The 14,701-nt window shown below is 61.7% G+C and carries 17 protein-coding genes and 1 pseudogene; 6 read left to right on the top strand and 12 right to left on the bottom strand.

What is annotated here, in order from left to right:
• Positions 1-11: 11 nt before the first annotated feature.
• Together ACFJIU_RS29770 and ACFJIU_RS29775 are read right to left on the bottom strand one after the other, a co-directional pair.
• A complete protein-coding gene (locus tag ACFJIU_RS29770; RefSeq protein WP_379066093.1) occupies positions 12-443 on the bottom strand; it encodes a heme-binding protein in 432 nt (143 codons plus the stop codon).
• A gap of 143 nt (positions 444-586) precedes the next feature.
• On the bottom strand, positions 587-1,099 hold the full coding sequence (locus ACFJIU_RS29775) for a winged helix-turn-helix transcriptional regulator (protein ID WP_379066096.1): 513 nt from the start codon (positions 1,097-1,099) through the stop codon (positions 587-589).
• Positions 1,100-1,189: 90 nt separating this feature from the next.
• Here ACFJIU_RS29775 and ACFJIU_RS29780 point away from each other — a divergent pair, with 90 nt between their 5' ends.
• The gene (locus tag ACFJIU_RS29780) at positions 1,190-2,035 is read left to right on the top strand and encodes an alpha/beta fold hydrolase (protein ID WP_379066099.1); all 846 of its coding nucleotides are present in this window, start codon (positions 1,190-1,192) and stop codon (positions 2,033-2,035) included.
• An 85-nt stretch (positions 2,036-2,120) separates the two neighbouring features.
• Here the strand turns inward: ACFJIU_RS29780 and ACFJIU_RS29785 are convergent, their stop codons facing one another.
• From ACFJIU_RS29785 to ACFJIU_RS29795, 3 genes and pseudogenes are all read right to left on the bottom strand, one after another.
• Positions 2,121-2,384 carry an ArsR/SmtB family transcription factor gene (locus ACFJIU_RS29785; RefSeq protein ID WP_379066102.1) on the bottom strand — a complete coding sequence of 88 codons (264 nt, stop codon included), beginning with the start codon at positions 2,382-2,384 and terminating at the stop codon, positions 2,121-2,123.
• Between the two features lie 45 nt (positions 2,385-2,429).
• The gene (locus ACFJIU_RS29790) at positions 2,430-3,674 is read right to left on the bottom strand and encodes an MFS transporter (protein WP_379066105.1); all 1,245 of its coding nucleotides are present in this window, start codon (positions 3,672-3,674) and stop codon (positions 2,430-2,432) included.
• Positions 3,675-3,761: 87 nt separating this feature from the next.
• Positions 3,762-3,952: pseudogene (locus ACFJIU_RS29795) on the bottom strand (DUF1192 domain-containing protein).
• 122 nt (positions 3,953-4,074) lie between these two features.
• Here ACFJIU_RS29795 and ACFJIU_RS29800 point away from each other — a divergent pair.
• Positions 4,075-5,085 carry an NAD(P)H-quinone oxidoreductase gene (locus ACFJIU_RS29800; protein ID WP_379066108.1) on the top strand — a complete coding sequence of 337 codons (1,011 nt, stop codon included), beginning with the start codon at positions 4,075-4,077 and terminating at the stop codon, positions 5,083-5,085.
• 48 nt (positions 5,086-5,133) lie between these two features.
• On the opposite strand, the gene ACFJIU_RS29805 is transcribed toward ACFJIU_RS29800, so the two are convergent.
• The gene (locus tag ACFJIU_RS29805) at positions 5,134-5,793 is read right to left on the bottom strand and encodes a helix-turn-helix transcriptional regulator (RefSeq protein ID WP_379073274.1); all 660 of its coding nucleotides are present in this window, start codon (positions 5,791-5,793) and stop codon (positions 5,134-5,136) included.
• 94 nt (positions 5,794-5,887) lie between these two features.
• Here ACFJIU_RS29805 and ACFJIU_RS29810 point away from each other — a divergent pair, with 94 nt between their 5' ends.
• Together ACFJIU_RS29810 and ACFJIU_RS29815 are read left to right on the top strand one after the other, a co-directional pair.
• The gene (locus tag ACFJIU_RS29810; RefSeq protein ID WP_379066110.1) at positions 5,888-7,342 is read left to right on the top strand and encodes an MFS transporter; all 1,455 of its coding nucleotides are present in this window, start codon (positions 5,888-5,890) and stop codon (positions 7,340-7,342) included.
• Between the two features lie 175 nt (positions 7,343-7,517).
• Positions 7,518-7,658, top strand: coding sequence for a DUF1127 domain-containing protein (locus ACFJIU_RS29815; protein WP_129412880.1), 141 nt, complete (start codon positions 7,518-7,520; stop codon positions 7,656-7,658).
• A 274-nt stretch (positions 7,659-7,932) separates the two neighbouring features.
• On the opposite strand, the gene ACFJIU_RS29820 is transcribed toward ACFJIU_RS29815, so the two are convergent.
• Positions 7,933-10,134, bottom strand: coding sequence for an esterase-like activity of phytase family protein (locus tag ACFJIU_RS29820; RefSeq protein WP_379066113.1), 2,202 nt, complete (start codon positions 10,132-10,134; stop codon positions 7,933-7,935).
• A gap of 251 nt (positions 10,135-10,385) precedes the next feature.
• Here ACFJIU_RS29820 and ACFJIU_RS29825 point away from each other — a divergent pair, with 251 nt between their 5' ends.
• On the top strand, positions 10,386-11,078 hold the full coding sequence (locus ACFJIU_RS29825; protein ID WP_379066116.1) for a DUF1013 domain-containing protein: 693 nt from the start codon (positions 10,386-10,388) through the stop codon (positions 11,076-11,078).
• Between the two features lie 25 nt (positions 11,079-11,103).
• On the opposite strand, the gene ACFJIU_RS29830 is transcribed toward ACFJIU_RS29825, so the two are convergent.
• On the bottom strand, positions 11,104-11,730 hold the full coding sequence (locus ACFJIU_RS29830) for a TetR/AcrR family transcriptional regulator (protein ID WP_379066120.1): 627 nt from the start codon (positions 11,728-11,730) through the stop codon (positions 11,104-11,106).
• 177 nt (positions 11,731-11,907) lie between these two features.
• Here ACFJIU_RS29830 and ACFJIU_RS29835 point away from each other — a divergent pair, with 177 nt between their 5' ends.
• Positions 11,908-12,330 carry a VOC family protein gene (locus ACFJIU_RS29835; RefSeq protein WP_379066123.1) on the top strand — a complete coding sequence of 141 codons (423 nt, stop codon included), beginning with the start codon at positions 11,908-11,910 and terminating at the stop codon, positions 12,328-12,330.
• Positions 12,331-12,415: 85 nt separating this feature from the next.
• Here ACFJIU_RS29835 and ACFJIU_RS29840 read toward each other — a convergent pair whose 3' ends face one another.
• The 4 genes from ACFJIU_RS29840 to ACFJIU_RS29855 all read right to left on the bottom strand — a co-directional run bounded on the left by ACFJIU_RS29840 (position 12,416) and on the right by ACFJIU_RS29855 (position 14,650).
• On the bottom strand, positions 12,416-13,132 hold the full coding sequence (locus ACFJIU_RS29840) for a YafY family protein (RefSeq protein ID WP_129412885.1): 717 nt from the start codon (positions 13,130-13,132) through the stop codon (positions 12,416-12,418).
• Positions 13,133-13,144: 12 nt separating this feature from the next.
• Entirely contained in the window at positions 13,145-13,555 is a 411-nt protein-coding gene (locus ACFJIU_RS29845) for a hypothetical protein (RefSeq protein ID WP_379066126.1), read from the bottom strand.
• A 73-nt stretch (positions 13,556-13,628) separates the two neighbouring features.
• On the bottom strand, positions 13,629-14,219 hold the full coding sequence (locus tag ACFJIU_RS29850; protein WP_379066129.1) for a DJ-1/PfpI family protein: 591 nt from the start codon (positions 14,217-14,219) through the stop codon (positions 13,629-13,631).
• A gap of 263 nt (positions 14,220-14,482) precedes the next feature.
• A complete protein-coding gene (locus ACFJIU_RS29855) occupies positions 14,483-14,650 on the bottom strand; it encodes a hypothetical protein (RefSeq protein ID WP_165358141.1) in 168 nt (55 codons plus the stop codon).
• Between the last annotated feature and the right edge of the window lie 51 nt (positions 14,651-14,701).

Raw genomic sequence — 14,701 nt, forward strand, 5'->3', positions numbered from 1 at the left:
AGCCGACATGTTCAACCGGCGTCCGCGGTCAGGCCGGCTGTTTCGATACCGGCGATGGCGGCAGTCTCGTCATTGTCGGAGGTGTCGCCCGAGATACCGACGGCACCGATTACGGTGCCAGCGCCGTCGCGGATCAGAACGCCGCCGACTACCGGCAGGATTTTACCGCCCGACAGATCGGAAACGCCAGCCGTCAAATGCGGCCTTTCCCTGGCAATCGCCTCGACGCGACGGCCACCCATGCCGACCGCAAGTGCCGCATAGGCTTTGCCCGAAGACATCTGCGGGCGCAGGAAAGAAGCGCCATCCTGGCGCTGGAAGGCGACGAGATGGCCGCCCGCGTCGAGAACGGACACGCCGAGCGGTTTCAAGCCCAGGGCCACTGCCTTGGCGAAGGCGCCGGCAATGATCTGGTTGGCCGCGTCGATCGGAAAACTGGTCATGAGAGAGGCTCCTTGGTCAAGGGAATGCTCGGCACGATGATCGCCGATTCCCGCGATCTTCCGGTCCGAAGATTTTACGGGCAAGCCGCCATCCACTTGAAACTGCTTCGCGTGGTTTCGCCGTCGCAGTTGACCAGTCGAACTCAGGAAGCCTTGCGCGCCTGCGCGTCAACGACGGCCTGGTAAGCCGCCCGCAGCCTGGCGCGCACCGTGGTTTCGGCGGGTTTGGGTGCGCCGGTGCCGAGATGTTCGAACCGTAGCTCGTCCATGAAATCCTGCCACAGCGACGGACCGCCTTCCTCGAGAAGCTTGGCGCGGATGGACAATTCTTCCGTGACAGGCAGCCAGACCCGGCCCCAGGCACCAAGCTGCGCCATGATCGGCACCAGGGTGATCGACATTTCAGTCAGGCTGTAGATCGCCTTCTGTTTGTGGCTCGGATCGTCGGCCTTGGTCAGCATGCCGAGTTCGACCAGCCGCTTCAGCCGATCGGCCAGGATGTTGGAGGCGATGCCTTCCATCGAATGGTTCAGTAATTCACGAAAATGTCGCCTGCCGCCGAAGATCATGTCGCGCAGGATGATCAGGCTCCAGCGATCGCCGAAAACCTCCAGCGAAAGATTGATCGGGCAGCCGGAACGGCGATCGAGTGTCATGAACGCATCCCTCAGAAAAACCAGTTGCATTATAGGATCGGTTTTATTATGGTTCAACCAATTGCAAAATGCAATCAGTTGGAGGGTGCCATGCAGTCAGAGATCGTTCGTCCGGACGGAGCCCGGCTCGCAACGCAAACATTTGGTGAGGCACGCAATCCGTCCGTGCTGCTGATCATGGGGGCCATGGCCTCGATGCTGTGGTGGCCCGACGATTTCTGCCGGGCTCTCGCGGAAAGGGGGCTGCATGTGGTCCGTTACGACAATCGCGACACCGGGCTCTCCACCAAATACGAACCGGGAAAACCTGGTTACACTTCCGCCGATCTGGTGGACGACGCCGTCGCTGTGCTCGATGGCCATGCCATCGCCAGGGCGCACGTCGTCGGCATGTCGATGGGTGGCATGCTCGCGCAGATGCTGGCGTTGCAATATCCGGCGCGCGTTGCGTCCCTTTCCGTGATCAGTACCTCGCCCATAGGCGTCGATACATCGACGCTTCCGGGGATGACACCTGCCTATCAGGAACATGCGGCAAAGGGGGGCGATGTCGACTGGTCGAACAGGGCTCAGGTGATCGAGTTCATGATCGAGGACAGCCGCATGCTGGCAAGCACGGCTCATGCATTCGACGCCACACGGCTGCGTGACTTCGTCAGTCACGACTATGATCGGGCAGGGGGCCTGGCGAGCGCCTCCAATCATTTCATGGTGATGGATGGTGTCGCGAGCGAAAGCATCCGCGATCTCTCGGTGCCGCTTCTAACCATACACGGTACGACGGACCCGATCTTTCCAGTCGAGCACGGCCAGGCTCTTGCCGCAGCCGCGCCGGGTGGCCGGTTGGTCGAGGTGACCGGTGGCGGACATGAGTTGCATCGCAACGACTGGCCGATCATGATCGATGCCATCGCAGCGCACGTACGAGCAGCGTAGAAGTCTGAAGCAAAAGGCCTGTGAGAACTGCGGCTGGGCGATTGCCGGCCGCAAACTTCTTGGATTGCCTTATATTAGCTAGTCTTCACTCTTCCCAGAACTGGTCGAGCCATAGGTTCAATCTGAAGAACCCGCCATTGGAAACGGCGTAGACCCGCTTCGTGCCCTCAGGCCTCGCGCTGACCAGGCCTGCCTCGAGCAAAACCTTGAGATGCTGGGAAACCGCGGGCCTGGAAACAGGCAGGCCCGAGGCCAATTCGTTGACTGTTTTGGGACCTCGTCTCAATTCTTCCAGAAGATAACGCCGGTTCGGATCAGCAATGGCGACGAAAGCATCGGAAAGCATCATGCCCCATTTGTGAGGCAAGTTGCAGTAAATCTCAACAGGAAACGTTTAGGTTGTTTCAGGTTTCGTGCGAGGGTCCAATCGCACCGCTTCCGGCGTCACCGCACGTTCCGCCGGCTGGGTCTTGAAGGCCTCGCGCGCCTCGACCGGAACCGGAGCCCGGCGACTGATGCGCAGTGCCGTATAGCCGGCAAGCGCCACGTGCGCGAAGGCCGTTGCCAGGAAAAGCCCTTCCGGTCGGATCCAGTCCATCAGGGCTGCCGCGAGCAGCGGCCCGATCATCGTGCCGAAACCGTAGAGCAGCAGCAGACCACCGGAAACCTTGACGAATTCCTCGGGAGAAGCGTGGTCGTTGGCGTGGGCGACGGCGATCGAATAGAGTGTGTAGGCGAAGGCGCCATAGGCCGCGGCGAAGGTGATCACCAGCGTGCCGTCGCGGAATTCGAACAGGAACATGACGAGCGCGCAAAGCGTTGCACCGACGGCAGCCGCGGCCAGTACATAGCGACGGTCGGTGCGGTCCGAAATACGTCCGGCGGGAATCTGCATGGCAGCGCCCGCCACCACGACAAGGCTCATCATCAGTGCGATCTGGGCTGTCGAAATGCCGATCCGTGCGCCGTAGACCGCGCCGAGCGTACCCCAGGCACCGTTGGCGACGCCGATCAGCACGCAGGCCACCGCCGATACGGGCGAGTTGGAATAGAGGCCTTTCAGATCGAGCTTCACATCCTGCAGCGGCTTGGGGTGCGACGCGCTGGAGACAGCGGTCGGTATCAGTGAAAGGCAGAAGAAGATGCCGGTGATCATGAACAGCGAGGCGGATTTCACGTCGCCGCCGGCAACGATCATCTGTCCGCCCATGATCGAGGCGTAGGTGACCATCATGTAGAGGCCAAAGACGGTGCCACGGTTTTCGTTCGTGGCCTTTTCGTTCAGCCAGCTTTCGATGACCATGAAGGCGCCGGCCATGGTGAAACCGGTGAAGGCTCGCAGTGCGATCCAGGTGTATTCGTCGATCAGAAGACCGGTGAGCAACGCGATGATCGCGCCCACAGAGGCAAAGGTGCTGAAGGCGCGCACATGGCCGGCGCGGCGCACAAGGCGCGGGGCGAAGAAGCAGCCGGCAACGAATCCGCCCGCCCAGGCCGTGCCCATCAAGCCAAGCGATGTGGTCGAAAAACCTTCCACCTGGCCGCGCAGCGGCAGCAACAGGCCGTGCAGTCCGGAAGCCGCGAGCAGGAACGCCGTGCCGCGTAGCAGGGAGAGGATCGGTCGGTAGGCTGCGAACATCAGGTCGGTCCAGTGCGCGAATCAGGCAGAGCCAGTGGAGACGATGTTTTCAGGCATTTCGGCGGCATGTTGCCGCCGTTGCGACGATCAGCGGCGAAACAACGCCTCGGCGGCGGACTTCGTGACGCTTTTCTGCTGAAGCTCAGCTTCCAGTCGTGTGATCTCGGCGCGTAGAAGGTCAATGCGCTCCGTGAGTTCGCCGACAGAAAGCAGGGCCAGATCCTGCCCGACCTCATGTTTGGGGGCTTCTTTACGGGCTCGTCGTCGAAGATCGCCATCGTCGCTCCTTCGTTCTTTTTGCGGTTTGCCTGACCCGCCTATCCGCATACATAGGAAAAGCATACATGGGGCAGGGGGTAAAATCATCCCGCCGCACGAGCGGAGCAGATTGGTAGGGAACATGGTGAACGGACAGAAAATCCCGGCGAAGATGACAGCGGTGGCGATATCGACTCCCGGCGGCCCGATGGTGCTCAAGCCGGAAAAGCGCGATGTGCCGATGCCCGAAGCCGGCGAGATCCTGATCCGGGTTCACGCTGCCGGCGTGAACCGGCCAGACGTGATGCAGCGCAAGGGCGCTTATCCGCCGCCGCCGGGTGCCTCGGATCTGCCAGGACTGGAAGTGGCCGGCGAGGTTGCCGCACTGGGCGAAGGCGCCGTGCGCTGGCGTATCGGCGACCAGGTCTGCGCGCTGACGCCCGGCGGAGGCTACGCCGAATATGTCAGGGTACACGCGTCCAATGCGCTGCCCTTGCCTGCGGGCTTCACCTATACTGAAGCTGCCGCTGTGCCGGAAACCTACTTCACGGTCTGGCACAATGTGTTCGAACGCGGTGCTCTGAAGGCTGGCGAGACATTGCTCATTCATGGCGGCTCGTCCGGTATCGGCACTACCGCCATCCAGCTCGCCTCCGCGCTTGGCGCCTATGTGATCGCGACTGCCGGCAGTGCCGATAAATGCGATGCCTGCCTCAAACTCGGCGCTGATCGCGCGGTGAACTACCGCGAGGAGGATTACGTCAAGGCAGTCAAGGACGCGACGGGTGGCAAAGGCGCCGATGTCATCCTCGACATGGTCGGTGGCGACTACATCGGACGCAACTACGACGCCGCGGCCGTCGAAGGCCGCATCGTGCAGATCGCGACGCAGGCCGGCGCGGTCGCATCGGCCGACTTTTCCAAGCTGATGGTCAAGCGGCTTGTTCACACCGGCTCGACGCTCAGGCCACGCACCATCGAATTCAAAGGTACCGTCGCAGCAGCGCTGGAAACGCAAGTCTGGCCGTTGCTGGCTTCCCGGCGCGTGGCGCCGGTGATGGACATGATCTTTCCGCTCAAGGAAGCCTGGCGTGCGCATGAGCGCATGGAAGAAGGCGACAACATCGGCAAGATCGTGCTCGACGTCGGATAACAGCGACAAGGCCGGCCAGGCCCGATCTGGCAACGCCGGCAAGAATGCCTATGCGGCCCGCGGTACAACCCGGTAAGCACAGCGGCGGGCGCCGGCCAGGATATGGTCCAGTCGCTCGATATCGGCATCCGGACCGATGATATCCTGGAAGACCGCGAGTTCCGAACGGCAGAAATTCTGGCAGGCGGCGGCGGCGGCGCAGATCGGGCAATGGTTCTCGATCAGCATGAATGCGCCGTCTTCCTCGCGCCATTCGGCCATGTAGCCTTCACGCGAGCGGATTTCGGCGAGTTTCGACACGCGCTCCTTCAGACTGGCGATGCCATCCATCTCGCGTCGATAGCTCGCCAGCGTCTCGCTTTCGCGGGCCTCGATCAGTTTTTCGAGGCCGGCAGGTCCGAACGTGCTTTGTACCGCGCGCAGCAGTTGCACCGTCAATTCAGCATGTGCATCGGGGAAACGGGCATTGCCGGCCTCGGTCAGCTGCCACAATTGGACTGGCCGGCCGACGCCGCGCGTTTCGGCGTGCGCTTCGACAAGACCTTCGGCTGCCAACTTGGCAAGCTGCTGGCGCGCGTTTTCTCCAGTCGTGCCCAGGGCCGCACCAAAATCCGAGGCCGTCTGCGGTCCCCGTGTCTTGAGCAGTGTCAGCAGGCGGTCGGCTGCCGAGCGTGGGGTACGCGATTTATCCAAGTTCTCGCTTGACATATTCGGGATGTGCTCAATATTTACCCAAGCCTTATCTTTGAAAATAGTCAACGATGGCGGCCTGCGCAAGCTTGCGTCGTCCGAGGATCCTCCCATGTCCCAAGAACACGAAACCGGCTGGGGTGCTTTGCTCTCCGGCTCGAATGCCGTCGCCTCGCTGGCACTCGCTGGCGGCGTGGCGCTTCATGCCATCAATGTCTATGTCGCCACCACCATCCTGCCCTCAGTGGTCAAGGATATCGGCGGTATCGACTATTATGCCTGGAACACGACGATCTTCGTCGCGACTTCCATCCTGGGCTCCGCCCTTTCGGCCAAATTGCTCGGCGTGGCGGGACCGCGTGGCGCCTATCTGGTGGCCGCCCTTGTCTTTGCCGCCGGCACGCTGTTGTGCGGTTTCGCGCCCTCCATGCCGGCGTTGCTCGCCGGTCGTGCGGTGCAAGGGTTCGGTGGCGGATTTCTGTTCGCGCTTTCCTACGCCATGATCCGCATCGTCTTCCCTGAAGCGCTATGGCCGCGTGCGATGGGGCTGATATCGGGCATGTGGGGCGTAGCCACCCTGGTTGGCCCGGCCATCGGTGGTGTCTTTGCCGAATATGGCGTCTGGCGGGCGGCATTCTGGTCGCTGGCGCCGATCGCCATCCTGTTTGCCATACTGGCGGTCGTCGTTCTGCCGGCGCAAAGCCCTGACAGGAATGAACGCACGACAGTGCCGATCCTGCAACTGGCACTGCTGCTGGGTGCGGTGCTCGCGGTGTCGGCCGGCAGCGTGTCGCCCGATCCCGCCTACAATCTCTATGGGCTTGGCGCGGCCATCGTGCTGATCGCGCTGTTGATCGCTGTCGAGAGCCGTGCCCGCAACCGGCTGCTGCCCCGCGGGTCGTTCCGGCCCTCGACGGCGCTTGGCGCGCTTTTCGCCACCATGGCTCTGCTCGGCGTCACGGTGACCGGTTCGGAAATCTTCATCCCGTTGTTCCTTCAGGTGCTCTATGAACAGACGCCGCTGATCGCCGGCTATCTCGCCGCCATCATGTCGGCCGGCTGGACGCTGGGCTCGATCTGGAGTTCAGGCGCCGAGGGCAAGGGCATCGACCGGGCCATCTTCGCTGCGCCCCTGTTCAGCTTCATTGGTATGGCGGCACTCGCCGGACTCTTTCCGCTGGGCAGTGGGCATGACTGGCTGTTGCTGGCCCCGATCTGCGTGGCCTTCGCGGCCATCGGCCTGGGTGTCGGTATCGCCTGGCCGCATATCCTGACGCGCATCTTCAAGGCGGCGCCCGAGGATGAACAGGACATCACATCGGCTTCCATCTCGACCGTCACGCTATTTGCAACCGCATTCGGAGCGGCACTGGCCGGCATGGTCGCCAACCTCGGTGGCCTGCTCGACCCAGGCGGGATCGCAGGTACGGCCAGTGCATCGCGCTGGTTGTTCGGCCTGTTCGCGCTGGCGCCGCTGACCTGTTTCATCACGGTCCGGCAGGTGGCGCGGACTTGCCCCGTGAAAAGCGATCCCGCAGCGGCCGTGGCGGAACCAGGAGCGGCCTGAGTTGGTCACGACTGAGCTGGTTAACGCCCGGGCCGGCAACGGTTCGGGCGTTTTCCTTTTGGTAATGTTGCAATGCAGCAAAGCATTGCTGCCATGCAAAAGCGTCTGTTCAACAAATGAGCAGGAATGCCTATTTGAGCGTCATACAGATGATTGTGAAACTTAGGAGGGACAGATGAACCTGATCCGCAGCTACAAGAATTGGCGCCGTTACACCCAGACCGTTCGCGAACTGAGCCGTCTCAACAACCGCGAACTGGACGATCTCGGCATCAGCCGCTCTGACATCGAAAAGGTCGCTCGCGCGGCTATCTAAGCAGAGCCGACGCCTGGCGCGGTTTATCTGCGCCGCCGGTTCCGAGCCCGCTGGACCCTGTCCGGCGGGTTTTGTTTTGGGACGAGCCTTCTGGCTCCCACTCCAACAAAAATGGCCACGGCATCGCTGCCGTGGCCATTTTCTTGCTCGGGCGGGAGGTCACCCGGGGCAGGGAGTTCAAGCGGCGCACCGTTTTGTGGAAACGGCGACCGCTCTATCTCTTGGTTTGCCGCCATTCCGGACGGCAAACCGGCAAGCATCTTCCTGGAACTGCTCAGTTCGTCTTGACGCTGTTGCCGAGGTTCAGGAACAGGGTCTCACCGGAGGAGTCGTCGACGCCGTCATTGTCGGTGACGACATAGGCGTTGCCCTGCTTGTCGATGGTGAAGCCTTCGACCTTGTCGACGACATAGCCGTTGGTGGCCGACTTCAGATCGGGCAGCAGGTCACGCACCAGTGTCTTTTCGACCACCGGCAGTTCACCACCGAGTTTCGCCGGCTTGAAGCCGTCGAGCGCCACGCTGTAGATGCGTTTCACCCTGGCTTCCGAACCGATCAGGTTGTCACGCTCGATGACATAGAACTTGCCGTCATGGGCTGTGATCTCCGACAGGCCCATCCAGCCCTTTTCGGCCTTCTCCAACGGATAGCGCACGGCGGACCATTCCTTGGTCTTCGGCTTGTAGGCGAGCAGCTTTACCTGGCCCTTGGGATCGTCCTTCCACTCGCGCTGGACGGCTGCGACCAGGGTGAGGTCGTCGCCCTCGCCTATGGTTGTGATGCCTTCGAGACCGAAGCGCGTCTCGTTGGGCAACAGTTCCGCCGGGAAGGGGATCTCCTGCTTGATCTCGCCCTTTTCGTCGACGCGGTAGATGGCGTGCGGCACCAGCTTTTCGCTATTGCCCTCCGAAGCCAGCCAGAAACCACCCTTGCCGTCCGGCGTGATGCCTTCGAGATCGAGCTTCTGGGCCGGGTTGCCGTTGCGGGTGACGACGATCTTGCCGGTAATCTTCGCCGGCGCCTGGGTGGCGTCGATCATGTAGATCGCGGGCTGATTGCCGTAGGCCGAATCCGAAACCGCGTAGAGCTTGCCTGCGGCTTCCGGATCCGCGGCGAGACCGGACAGCGCCCCCCAGCCGAGCGGCGCGCCCTTGTCGGTGAGGCCGGCCGTGATCATTGGATAGGCAGGCTTGCCTTCGGCGCGTTCGAAAACCATGACATGCGAGCGGGCGAGGCCGTCTTCGCCGAGGTCGGTTTCATTGGCTGTCACGAAGAGGTTGCGCGCCGGGATGGCGAGCAGGCCTTCAGGGCCGATGCCGGAAGGCAGGGCCTGCAGGAACTTCGGCTCGGCGCCGGTGTCCTGATAGACGCCGACGAGAGAGGCGCGCTCGGCACCGACGAACAGCAGCTTGCTGTCGCCATAGGTGCCGACTTCGACGCCTTCCGGCTCGATGCCCTTCTTGTTGCGATGCTCCGGATAGTGGCCGAGATTGGCGGCTTCGTATTCGAAGCTCGTGCCGGATTCGTAGAGCACCTCACCCTTCTTCGAGAAGATGGTGAAGCCGCGCGAACCGCCCTTCCAGTCGCCTTCATTGGCGGTGACAAGGCGATCGTTGTCGAGCCACTTGACCGCGTCGGGCTCACGCTTCTGGTTCTCCAGCTTGCCGGAGAAGTTGAACGCGCCATCTTTCTTGGTGTCGATGTTTTCGAGCGTGACCGCGCCTGCCGAGAAATGCGACACGACCTTGGCGGTCTTCGCATCGATGATGGCGATGTGGTTGTTTTCCTGCAGCGTCAGCGCGATCTCGCCAGCCTCGTTGAAGGCGACGAATTCCGGCTCGGCATCTTCGGGCGCGATTTCGGACAGGCCGGTGACGTCCACGGTCTTGATGCCAGCGCAATCCGGCACGCCGGCGGCGATCGGCACGATCTTGAGGTTGCCGGACGGCAGCTGCGGCAGGGCGCCCTCGTTGATTTCCTCGTCGCGTTCATTTTCGATGGCGACAGCCAGGAATTTGCCATCCTTGCTCAGCGCCACGGAATCGGGCTGGCCGCCGAGATCGCAGCTCGCCTCGATCTTCTTGGAGACGATGTCGATGACGGTCAGGTTGCCCGAGGGTTCGGTCTTGGTCTTCGACGTGTTCACGCCGGCCAGCACCTTGCCGCCGGCGACGGTGACGGAAGTGGGCTCGCCGTCGATCTTGACAAGGCCACCGGCCTTCGGTGCCTTCGGATCGGTGATGTCGACAAAGCCGACCGCGCCATAAGGGCTGTCGGAATAGACCAGCGTGTTGCCGTCTTCGCTGGTCGTGATGATTTCAGCCGAGGTCTTCGCTTTCTTGTCGGCATCGGCGGGCAGGTTCTCGGCAACGGCAAAAGTGGCAATGCGGTTGAAAACCTGGTCGGCATGTGCGGGCAGGGCGGCTGAAGCGGCAAGCGTCGCGGTCAGCGCCAGAAGGATGGAAGAGCGGGGCATCGTTGATCTCTCGCAGAGCATGGGAACCATCCTCCCATGAGCGAGCCACATTTCAGCGGCATGACGGAAACATGAAGCTTCGATGACAATCTGGATCGACGGCAGATTGTCATCGGTCGACGTTTTCCACCCGATCCGTAAAAACGTTGCGATCAGGTCCGTTAACCGCTATATACGGCGCGATTTCCCTTACTGGTGGCCTCAAACCACCGCCCGCGCGGGAACGCGGGCGAACGAGAAGGATTTTCTAAATGGCCAACACGCTTCTGATGCCCAAGGCGACCGCTGTCTGGCTGGTCGACAATACAGCGCTTTCCTTCGACCAGATCGCGCAGTTCTGCTCGTTGCACCCTCTCGAGGTGAAGGCGATCGCCGACGGCGAATCCGCACAGGGCATCAAGGGCATGGACCCGATCATGACCGGTCAGCTGTCGCGTGAAGAGATCGCTCGCGGCGAGAAGGATTCCATGCACCGCCTCAAGCTGTCGGACCCGAAGGTTCGCGTGCCGGAATCCAAGCGCAAGGGCCCACGCTATACGCCGCTGTCCAAGCGCCAGGATCGTCCGAATGCCATTCTCTGGCTGGTGCGCAACCATCCGGAACTGAAGGATGCGCAGATCTCGCGTCTCGTCGGCACGACCAAGTCGACCATCGAGCAGATCCGTGAGCGCAAGCACTGGAACTCGGCCAATCTGGCGCCGATGGACCCGGTTACCCTGGGGCTCTGCTCGCAGATCGACCTCGACCTGGAAGTGCAGCGCGCCTCGCGCGGCCGCGAACAGGTTCAACCGGTCGGCGATACCTTGCTGCCGGCTGCACTCACCGAGCGCCTCGTGCCCGAAATGGACAAGCCGAAGGCAGAGGACGAGGAACTCGACGCCAATGCCGTGTTCGCCAAGCTCTCGGCACTGAAGGGCAAGACCGAAGAGGAAGAAGAGGAATAGCGCGCGCCTCCCTGGCAGCGCGCTGTCAGGGACTGTTTTTCGCGGCGTAGCCGTCCATGAACGCCGACACCGCGGCGTCCACACTTTGTTCGATCTCGGATTCGCTCGGCGCCGGCTGGATGTTCCAGATCGTGCGCCTGAGCAACCACCCGGCGCACATTTCGAGAAACTGCTCGATGGCGACCGCCGGATCGGCGCGACGCAGCACGCCGGCATCCATTGCGTTGTCGAAAATCCCGGCGGCCATGCGATATCCCGGCGTGATGGCGTCATCAAATGCCTTGCCGATGTCTGGAAAACGCAACGCCTCGGCGGCTGCGAGCCGCTGCAGGGATATATAGTCCGGCGAGGTGATCCGCTTTACCGTTGCGATGCCGAACCATGCCAGCCAGGCTCGGAATTCCGAAGGCTCGGCACTGGTGTCGTAGACACCACCACCTGCCTCGACCACGCCGTCAACGACAGCCAGCAACAACTGCTCCTTCGATTGGAAGTGATTGTAGAGCGTCGTCTTGGAGCCTCCGACCGCCGCGGCGATCTGTGACATCGACGTGCCGGCGTAGCCGGCCTGAAAAAACAACTGCCGGGCTATCGCCACGATCTCTGCCCGCTTGCGCGCTACGCTTGCGGAAAGAACACTTTCCCTTGCCATCGGATGCCCCACATATCAACTCTTGACTGGACCGTACCGTACGGTTTAAAACCGTACGGTACGGTCCATTTTAATAGCGTCGGATGTTTGGATTGTCGAGGCCAGAGACACTGGTTTTCGGCTTCGCTTCGCTGCGTACGCGCCAGGACCGTATCTGGCCCTGCAAGGAGAAGATCAATGCGAGTTGAACCCTACCTCTACTTCAACGGCCGTTGCGAAGAAGCGGTCGAATTCTATCGTCAGTCGGTCGGTGCGACGCTGAATGTCCTGACGCGGTTCAAGGACGTTCCCGGTTCGCAAGCACCGGCAGGTGCCGAGAACAAGATTCTGCACGCCGATCTGAAGATCGGCGAGACCACGATACTTGCTTCGGACGGAGAGTGCGACGGCAAGCCCAACTTCCAGGGCTTCTCGCTCGCCATCACGGCAGGAAAGGATGCAGATGCCGACCAGTTGTTCGAAGCATTTTGCGATGGTGGCCGGATCCAGGTGCCGCTGACGGCGACACCCTTTGCGTCACGCTTCGGCATGGTCGCCGATCGCTTCGGCGTGTTGTGGACGATCGTCGCCTACGGACAAACCGCCGGTGTCCAAAACTAGCAGTCTTTCTGCGGACGATACATCGGACCAGAAACCACTTCGGCTTCTGGTCCGATGCTCTGGATGCAGGAGCAAGGCAAGAGGGCTACGCGCCTCTTGCGGTAGGGCCCATGCCATAGGCTTCGCTGCGCTCGACCGCGCGGTAGAAATCGGCGAGCTGCTTGCCGCGTTCCGGCTTGAAGATACGGCCGGCAATATCGAGCGACGCGATGCGGTCGATGCGGAAGGCGCGGAAATCATCCCGCATCTCACACCAGGCAACCAGCGTCCAGACCTTGCCCCAGAACCACAGTCCGAGCGGGCGCACGTCGCGTGCGGTGCTGCGTCCAGCTTCATCATTATAGTCTATGGTCAGCACCTGGCGCTTCTCGATCGACCGTTCGATCAGATCGATCGCTTCACGCGCGGCGTCGCTCACCACCCACATCGGCGTGTGGATTTCAGTGCGGGCAATACGATCCTTCTCGGTATCCGGCAGGACAGCGCCGATCTTGACCAATGCTTCGTCGGCTGCACGCGCCATGGTGGCTCCACCGAAGGCGCGCACCATACGGGCACCGGCAACCAGCGCAACGATCTCGTCACGGGTGAACATCAGCGGCGGAAGGTCGAACCCCTCCCGCATCATGTAACCAACGCCCGCCTCGCCATCGATCGGCACGCCGGTCGACTGCAAATCGGCGATGTCGCGATAGATGGTGCGCTCGGATACTTCGAGCCATGTGCCGAGCTTCTGTGCGGTGACGAGACGGCCGCCGCGCAGATGCTGGACAATCTGGAAAAGCCTGTCGGCACGTCGCATCGTCTTGATCCTCTAAGGTTCCAACCCTTCGCGCCCGCGCTGCCTGGCGACAAACGCGGCGCCGAAGGACAATCGCTTCGTCGTAGGCGTCCTCGAACTGAGCACCCGCCAGAAGGGTGTGATGTCGGCGAGCGCGGCACCGCGCTCGAGGTCTTCCGCGGCTGCCTCCGCTATCGTGCGCAGATGGTAGCCGATGGTGACAGGACAGGTGACTTCGGCGCCATGCTCGATGGCCAGCGCCGTCCGCAGCGCCCGCACATCCATCTCGACACCTTGCGGAATCGAGCGGATGAAATCGTCCACCTGCCTTGGCGTAGGCACGAGCATCGGCTGGCCCTCGACCACGTCACTCATCGTGCGTGGCGTCGGTCTGATGCCGTTGATGCCAGGCGTGTTCAGCCTCTCCGTCCAGCTCTTGACCATCGTCCCATCCGTTCGAACGAAAAACACTCGTTCCATTCTGTCAGTATGGCATTGTGCTCCTGACAGCATATTGTCAGGAGCTTGCACCGTACTCCCGCGCGAACAGTGCGCGCATCTCGGTCAGCTCGGATTGTTTGCCAGGATACAGCGCGCCAATGAATTCCTTGGCAAAGGTTCCCGGCGCCGACCCCGGTGCCGATATGATCGTCCGGTCAGCCACCGCATGCGGCACGTCATTGTAACGCTCCGCACCGGCATAAGTGGGCAGGTGCGCAAGGATCCAGTCGCGACCATTGCTGGTGTGGGCATGACCCTTGAACAGGCCAGCGCGCGCCAGCGCCAGCGTGCCGGCGCAGATGCCACCGACAATGCCGCCGCGTGCCGCAACGGCGTTGACCAGGCCCGACACGTCCGGTGCACCATCGCCGGTCCAGACATCGGAGCCGATGACGGCAACCGCATCGAGGTCGGTATTCTCCGCGCTGTCGATAGACCGTTGCGGCGTCAGCTGAAAACCACTCGTCGAGGCAACCGGGTCGCGGCCTGGACTCAGGGAGATGGCTTGAGCGCCGAACCATTCGACTGCAGAAGCCGCCAAAAGTCCGTATTCCCAATCGGCGAAGCGATTGATGAAGACGAAACCGATCTTCTTTCTGTCCGCCATGATCCTGTCCCCTCCCGATCCGGTCACGTACGCCCCATGGCGTTCCGCGACCTTCAGACGGCTGGCGCATGCTTTCCTGGAATGCGTTCCAATTGGATCATGCGCAGCGGCCGTGGTTCCTTACTTGGGTGTGACAATCTGTCAATCCAAGGGTTTGCTAAAAAAAGTCGCTCGGAGCGATTCCAGGAAAGTGCGTAGCGGCATTCAGTCCGGAATTGAGTCAAGGCAAAGTGTCGGAGCGTTTCCGTGAAAACGGAAACGCTCTAGTCCTCGCGGCGGCGCAGGCCGCTGTACATATCCGGCCAGCCGATGTCCGAGCGGATGTCGGCCGACAGGCTGTTCAGCAGCCGTTCGGTGCGGATCTCGTTGCGGATCGTACGGATCTTGCCGACATAACGATGCAGCGAATCGATGATGGCGAAACGGTTCATGACAGCCTCCTTCATTTGATGGAGACATCATCGCATACCCCTCCTGACAGC

Source organism: Mesorhizobium sp. UC74_2 (assembly GCF_042701485.1).
Lineage (GTDB): Bacteria > Pseudomonadota > Alphaproteobacteria > Rhizobiales > Rhizobiaceae > Mesorhizobium.

What these genes read in the sequence shown, in the direction of transcription:
- ACFJIU_RS29820 (WP_379066113.1), bottom strand. Translation starts at nt 10,134, where the DNA reads ATGCCCCGCTCTTCCATCCTTCTGGCGCTGACCGCGACGCTTGCCGCT.
- ACFJIU_RS29830 (WP_379066120.1), bottom strand. Translation starts at nt 11,730, where the DNA reads ATGGCAAGGGAAAGTGTTCTTTCCGCAAGCGTAGCGCGCAAGCGGGCA.
- ACFJIU_RS29790 (WP_379066105.1), bottom strand. Translation starts at nt 3,674, where the DNA reads ATGTTCGCAGCCTACCGACCGATCCTCTCCCTGCTACGCGGCACGGCG.
- ACFJIU_RS29835 (WP_379066123.1), top strand. Translation starts at nt 11,908, where the DNA reads ATGCGAGTTGAACCCTACCTCTACTTCAACGGCCGTTGCGAAGAAGCG.
- ACFJIU_RS29815 (WP_129412880.1), top strand. Translation starts at nt 7,518, where the DNA reads ATGAACCTGATCCGCAGCTACAAGAATTGGCGCCGTTACACCCAGACC.
- ACFJIU_RS29840 (WP_129412885.1), bottom strand. Translation starts at nt 13,132, where the DNA reads ATGCGACGTGCCGACAGGCTTTTCCAGATTGTCCAGCATCTGCGCGGC.
- ACFJIU_RS29770 (WP_379066093.1), bottom strand. Translation starts at nt 443, where the DNA reads ATGACCAGTTTTCCGATCGACGCGGCCAACCAGATCATTGCCGGCGCC.
- ACFJIU_RS29810 (WP_379066110.1), top strand. Translation starts at nt 5,888, where the DNA reads ATGTCCCAAGAACACGAAACCGGCTGGGGTGCTTTGCTCTCCGGCTCG.
- ACFJIU_RS29850 (WP_379066129.1), bottom strand. Translation starts at nt 14,219, where the DNA reads ATGGCGGACAGAAAGAAGATCGGTTTCGTCTTCATCAATCGCTTCGCC.
- ACFJIU_RS29855 (WP_165358141.1), bottom strand. Translation starts at nt 14,650, where the DNA reads ATGAACCGTTTCGCCATCATCGATTCGCTGCATCGTTATGTCGGCAAG.
- ACFJIU_RS29800 (WP_379066108.1), top strand. Translation starts at nt 4,075, where the DNA reads ATGGTGAACGGACAGAAAATCCCGGCGAAGATGACAGCGGTGGCGATA.
- ACFJIU_RS29785 (WP_379066102.1), bottom strand. Translation starts at nt 2,384, where the DNA reads ATGATGCTTTCCGATGCTTTCGTCGCCATTGCTGATCCGAACCGGCGT.
- ACFJIU_RS29845 (WP_379066126.1), bottom strand. Translation starts at nt 13,555, where the DNA reads ATGGTCAAGAGCTGGACGGAGAGGCTGAACACGCCTGGCATCAACGGC.
- ACFJIU_RS29775 (WP_379066096.1), bottom strand. Translation starts at nt 1,099, where the DNA reads ATGACACTCGATCGCCGTTCCGGCTGCCCGATCAATCTTTCGCTGGAG.
- ACFJIU_RS29805 (WP_379073274.1), bottom strand. Translation starts at nt 5,793, where the DNA reads ATGTCAAGCGAGAACTTGGATAAATCGCGTACCCCACGCTCGGCAGCC.
- ACFJIU_RS29825 (WP_379066116.1), top strand. Translation starts at nt 10,386, where the DNA reads ATGGCCAACACGCTTCTGATGCCCAAGGCGACCGCTGTCTGGCTGGTC.
- ACFJIU_RS29780 (WP_379066099.1), top strand. Translation starts at nt 1,190, where the DNA reads ATGCAGTCAGAGATCGTTCGTCCGGACGGAGCCCGGCTCGCAACGCAA.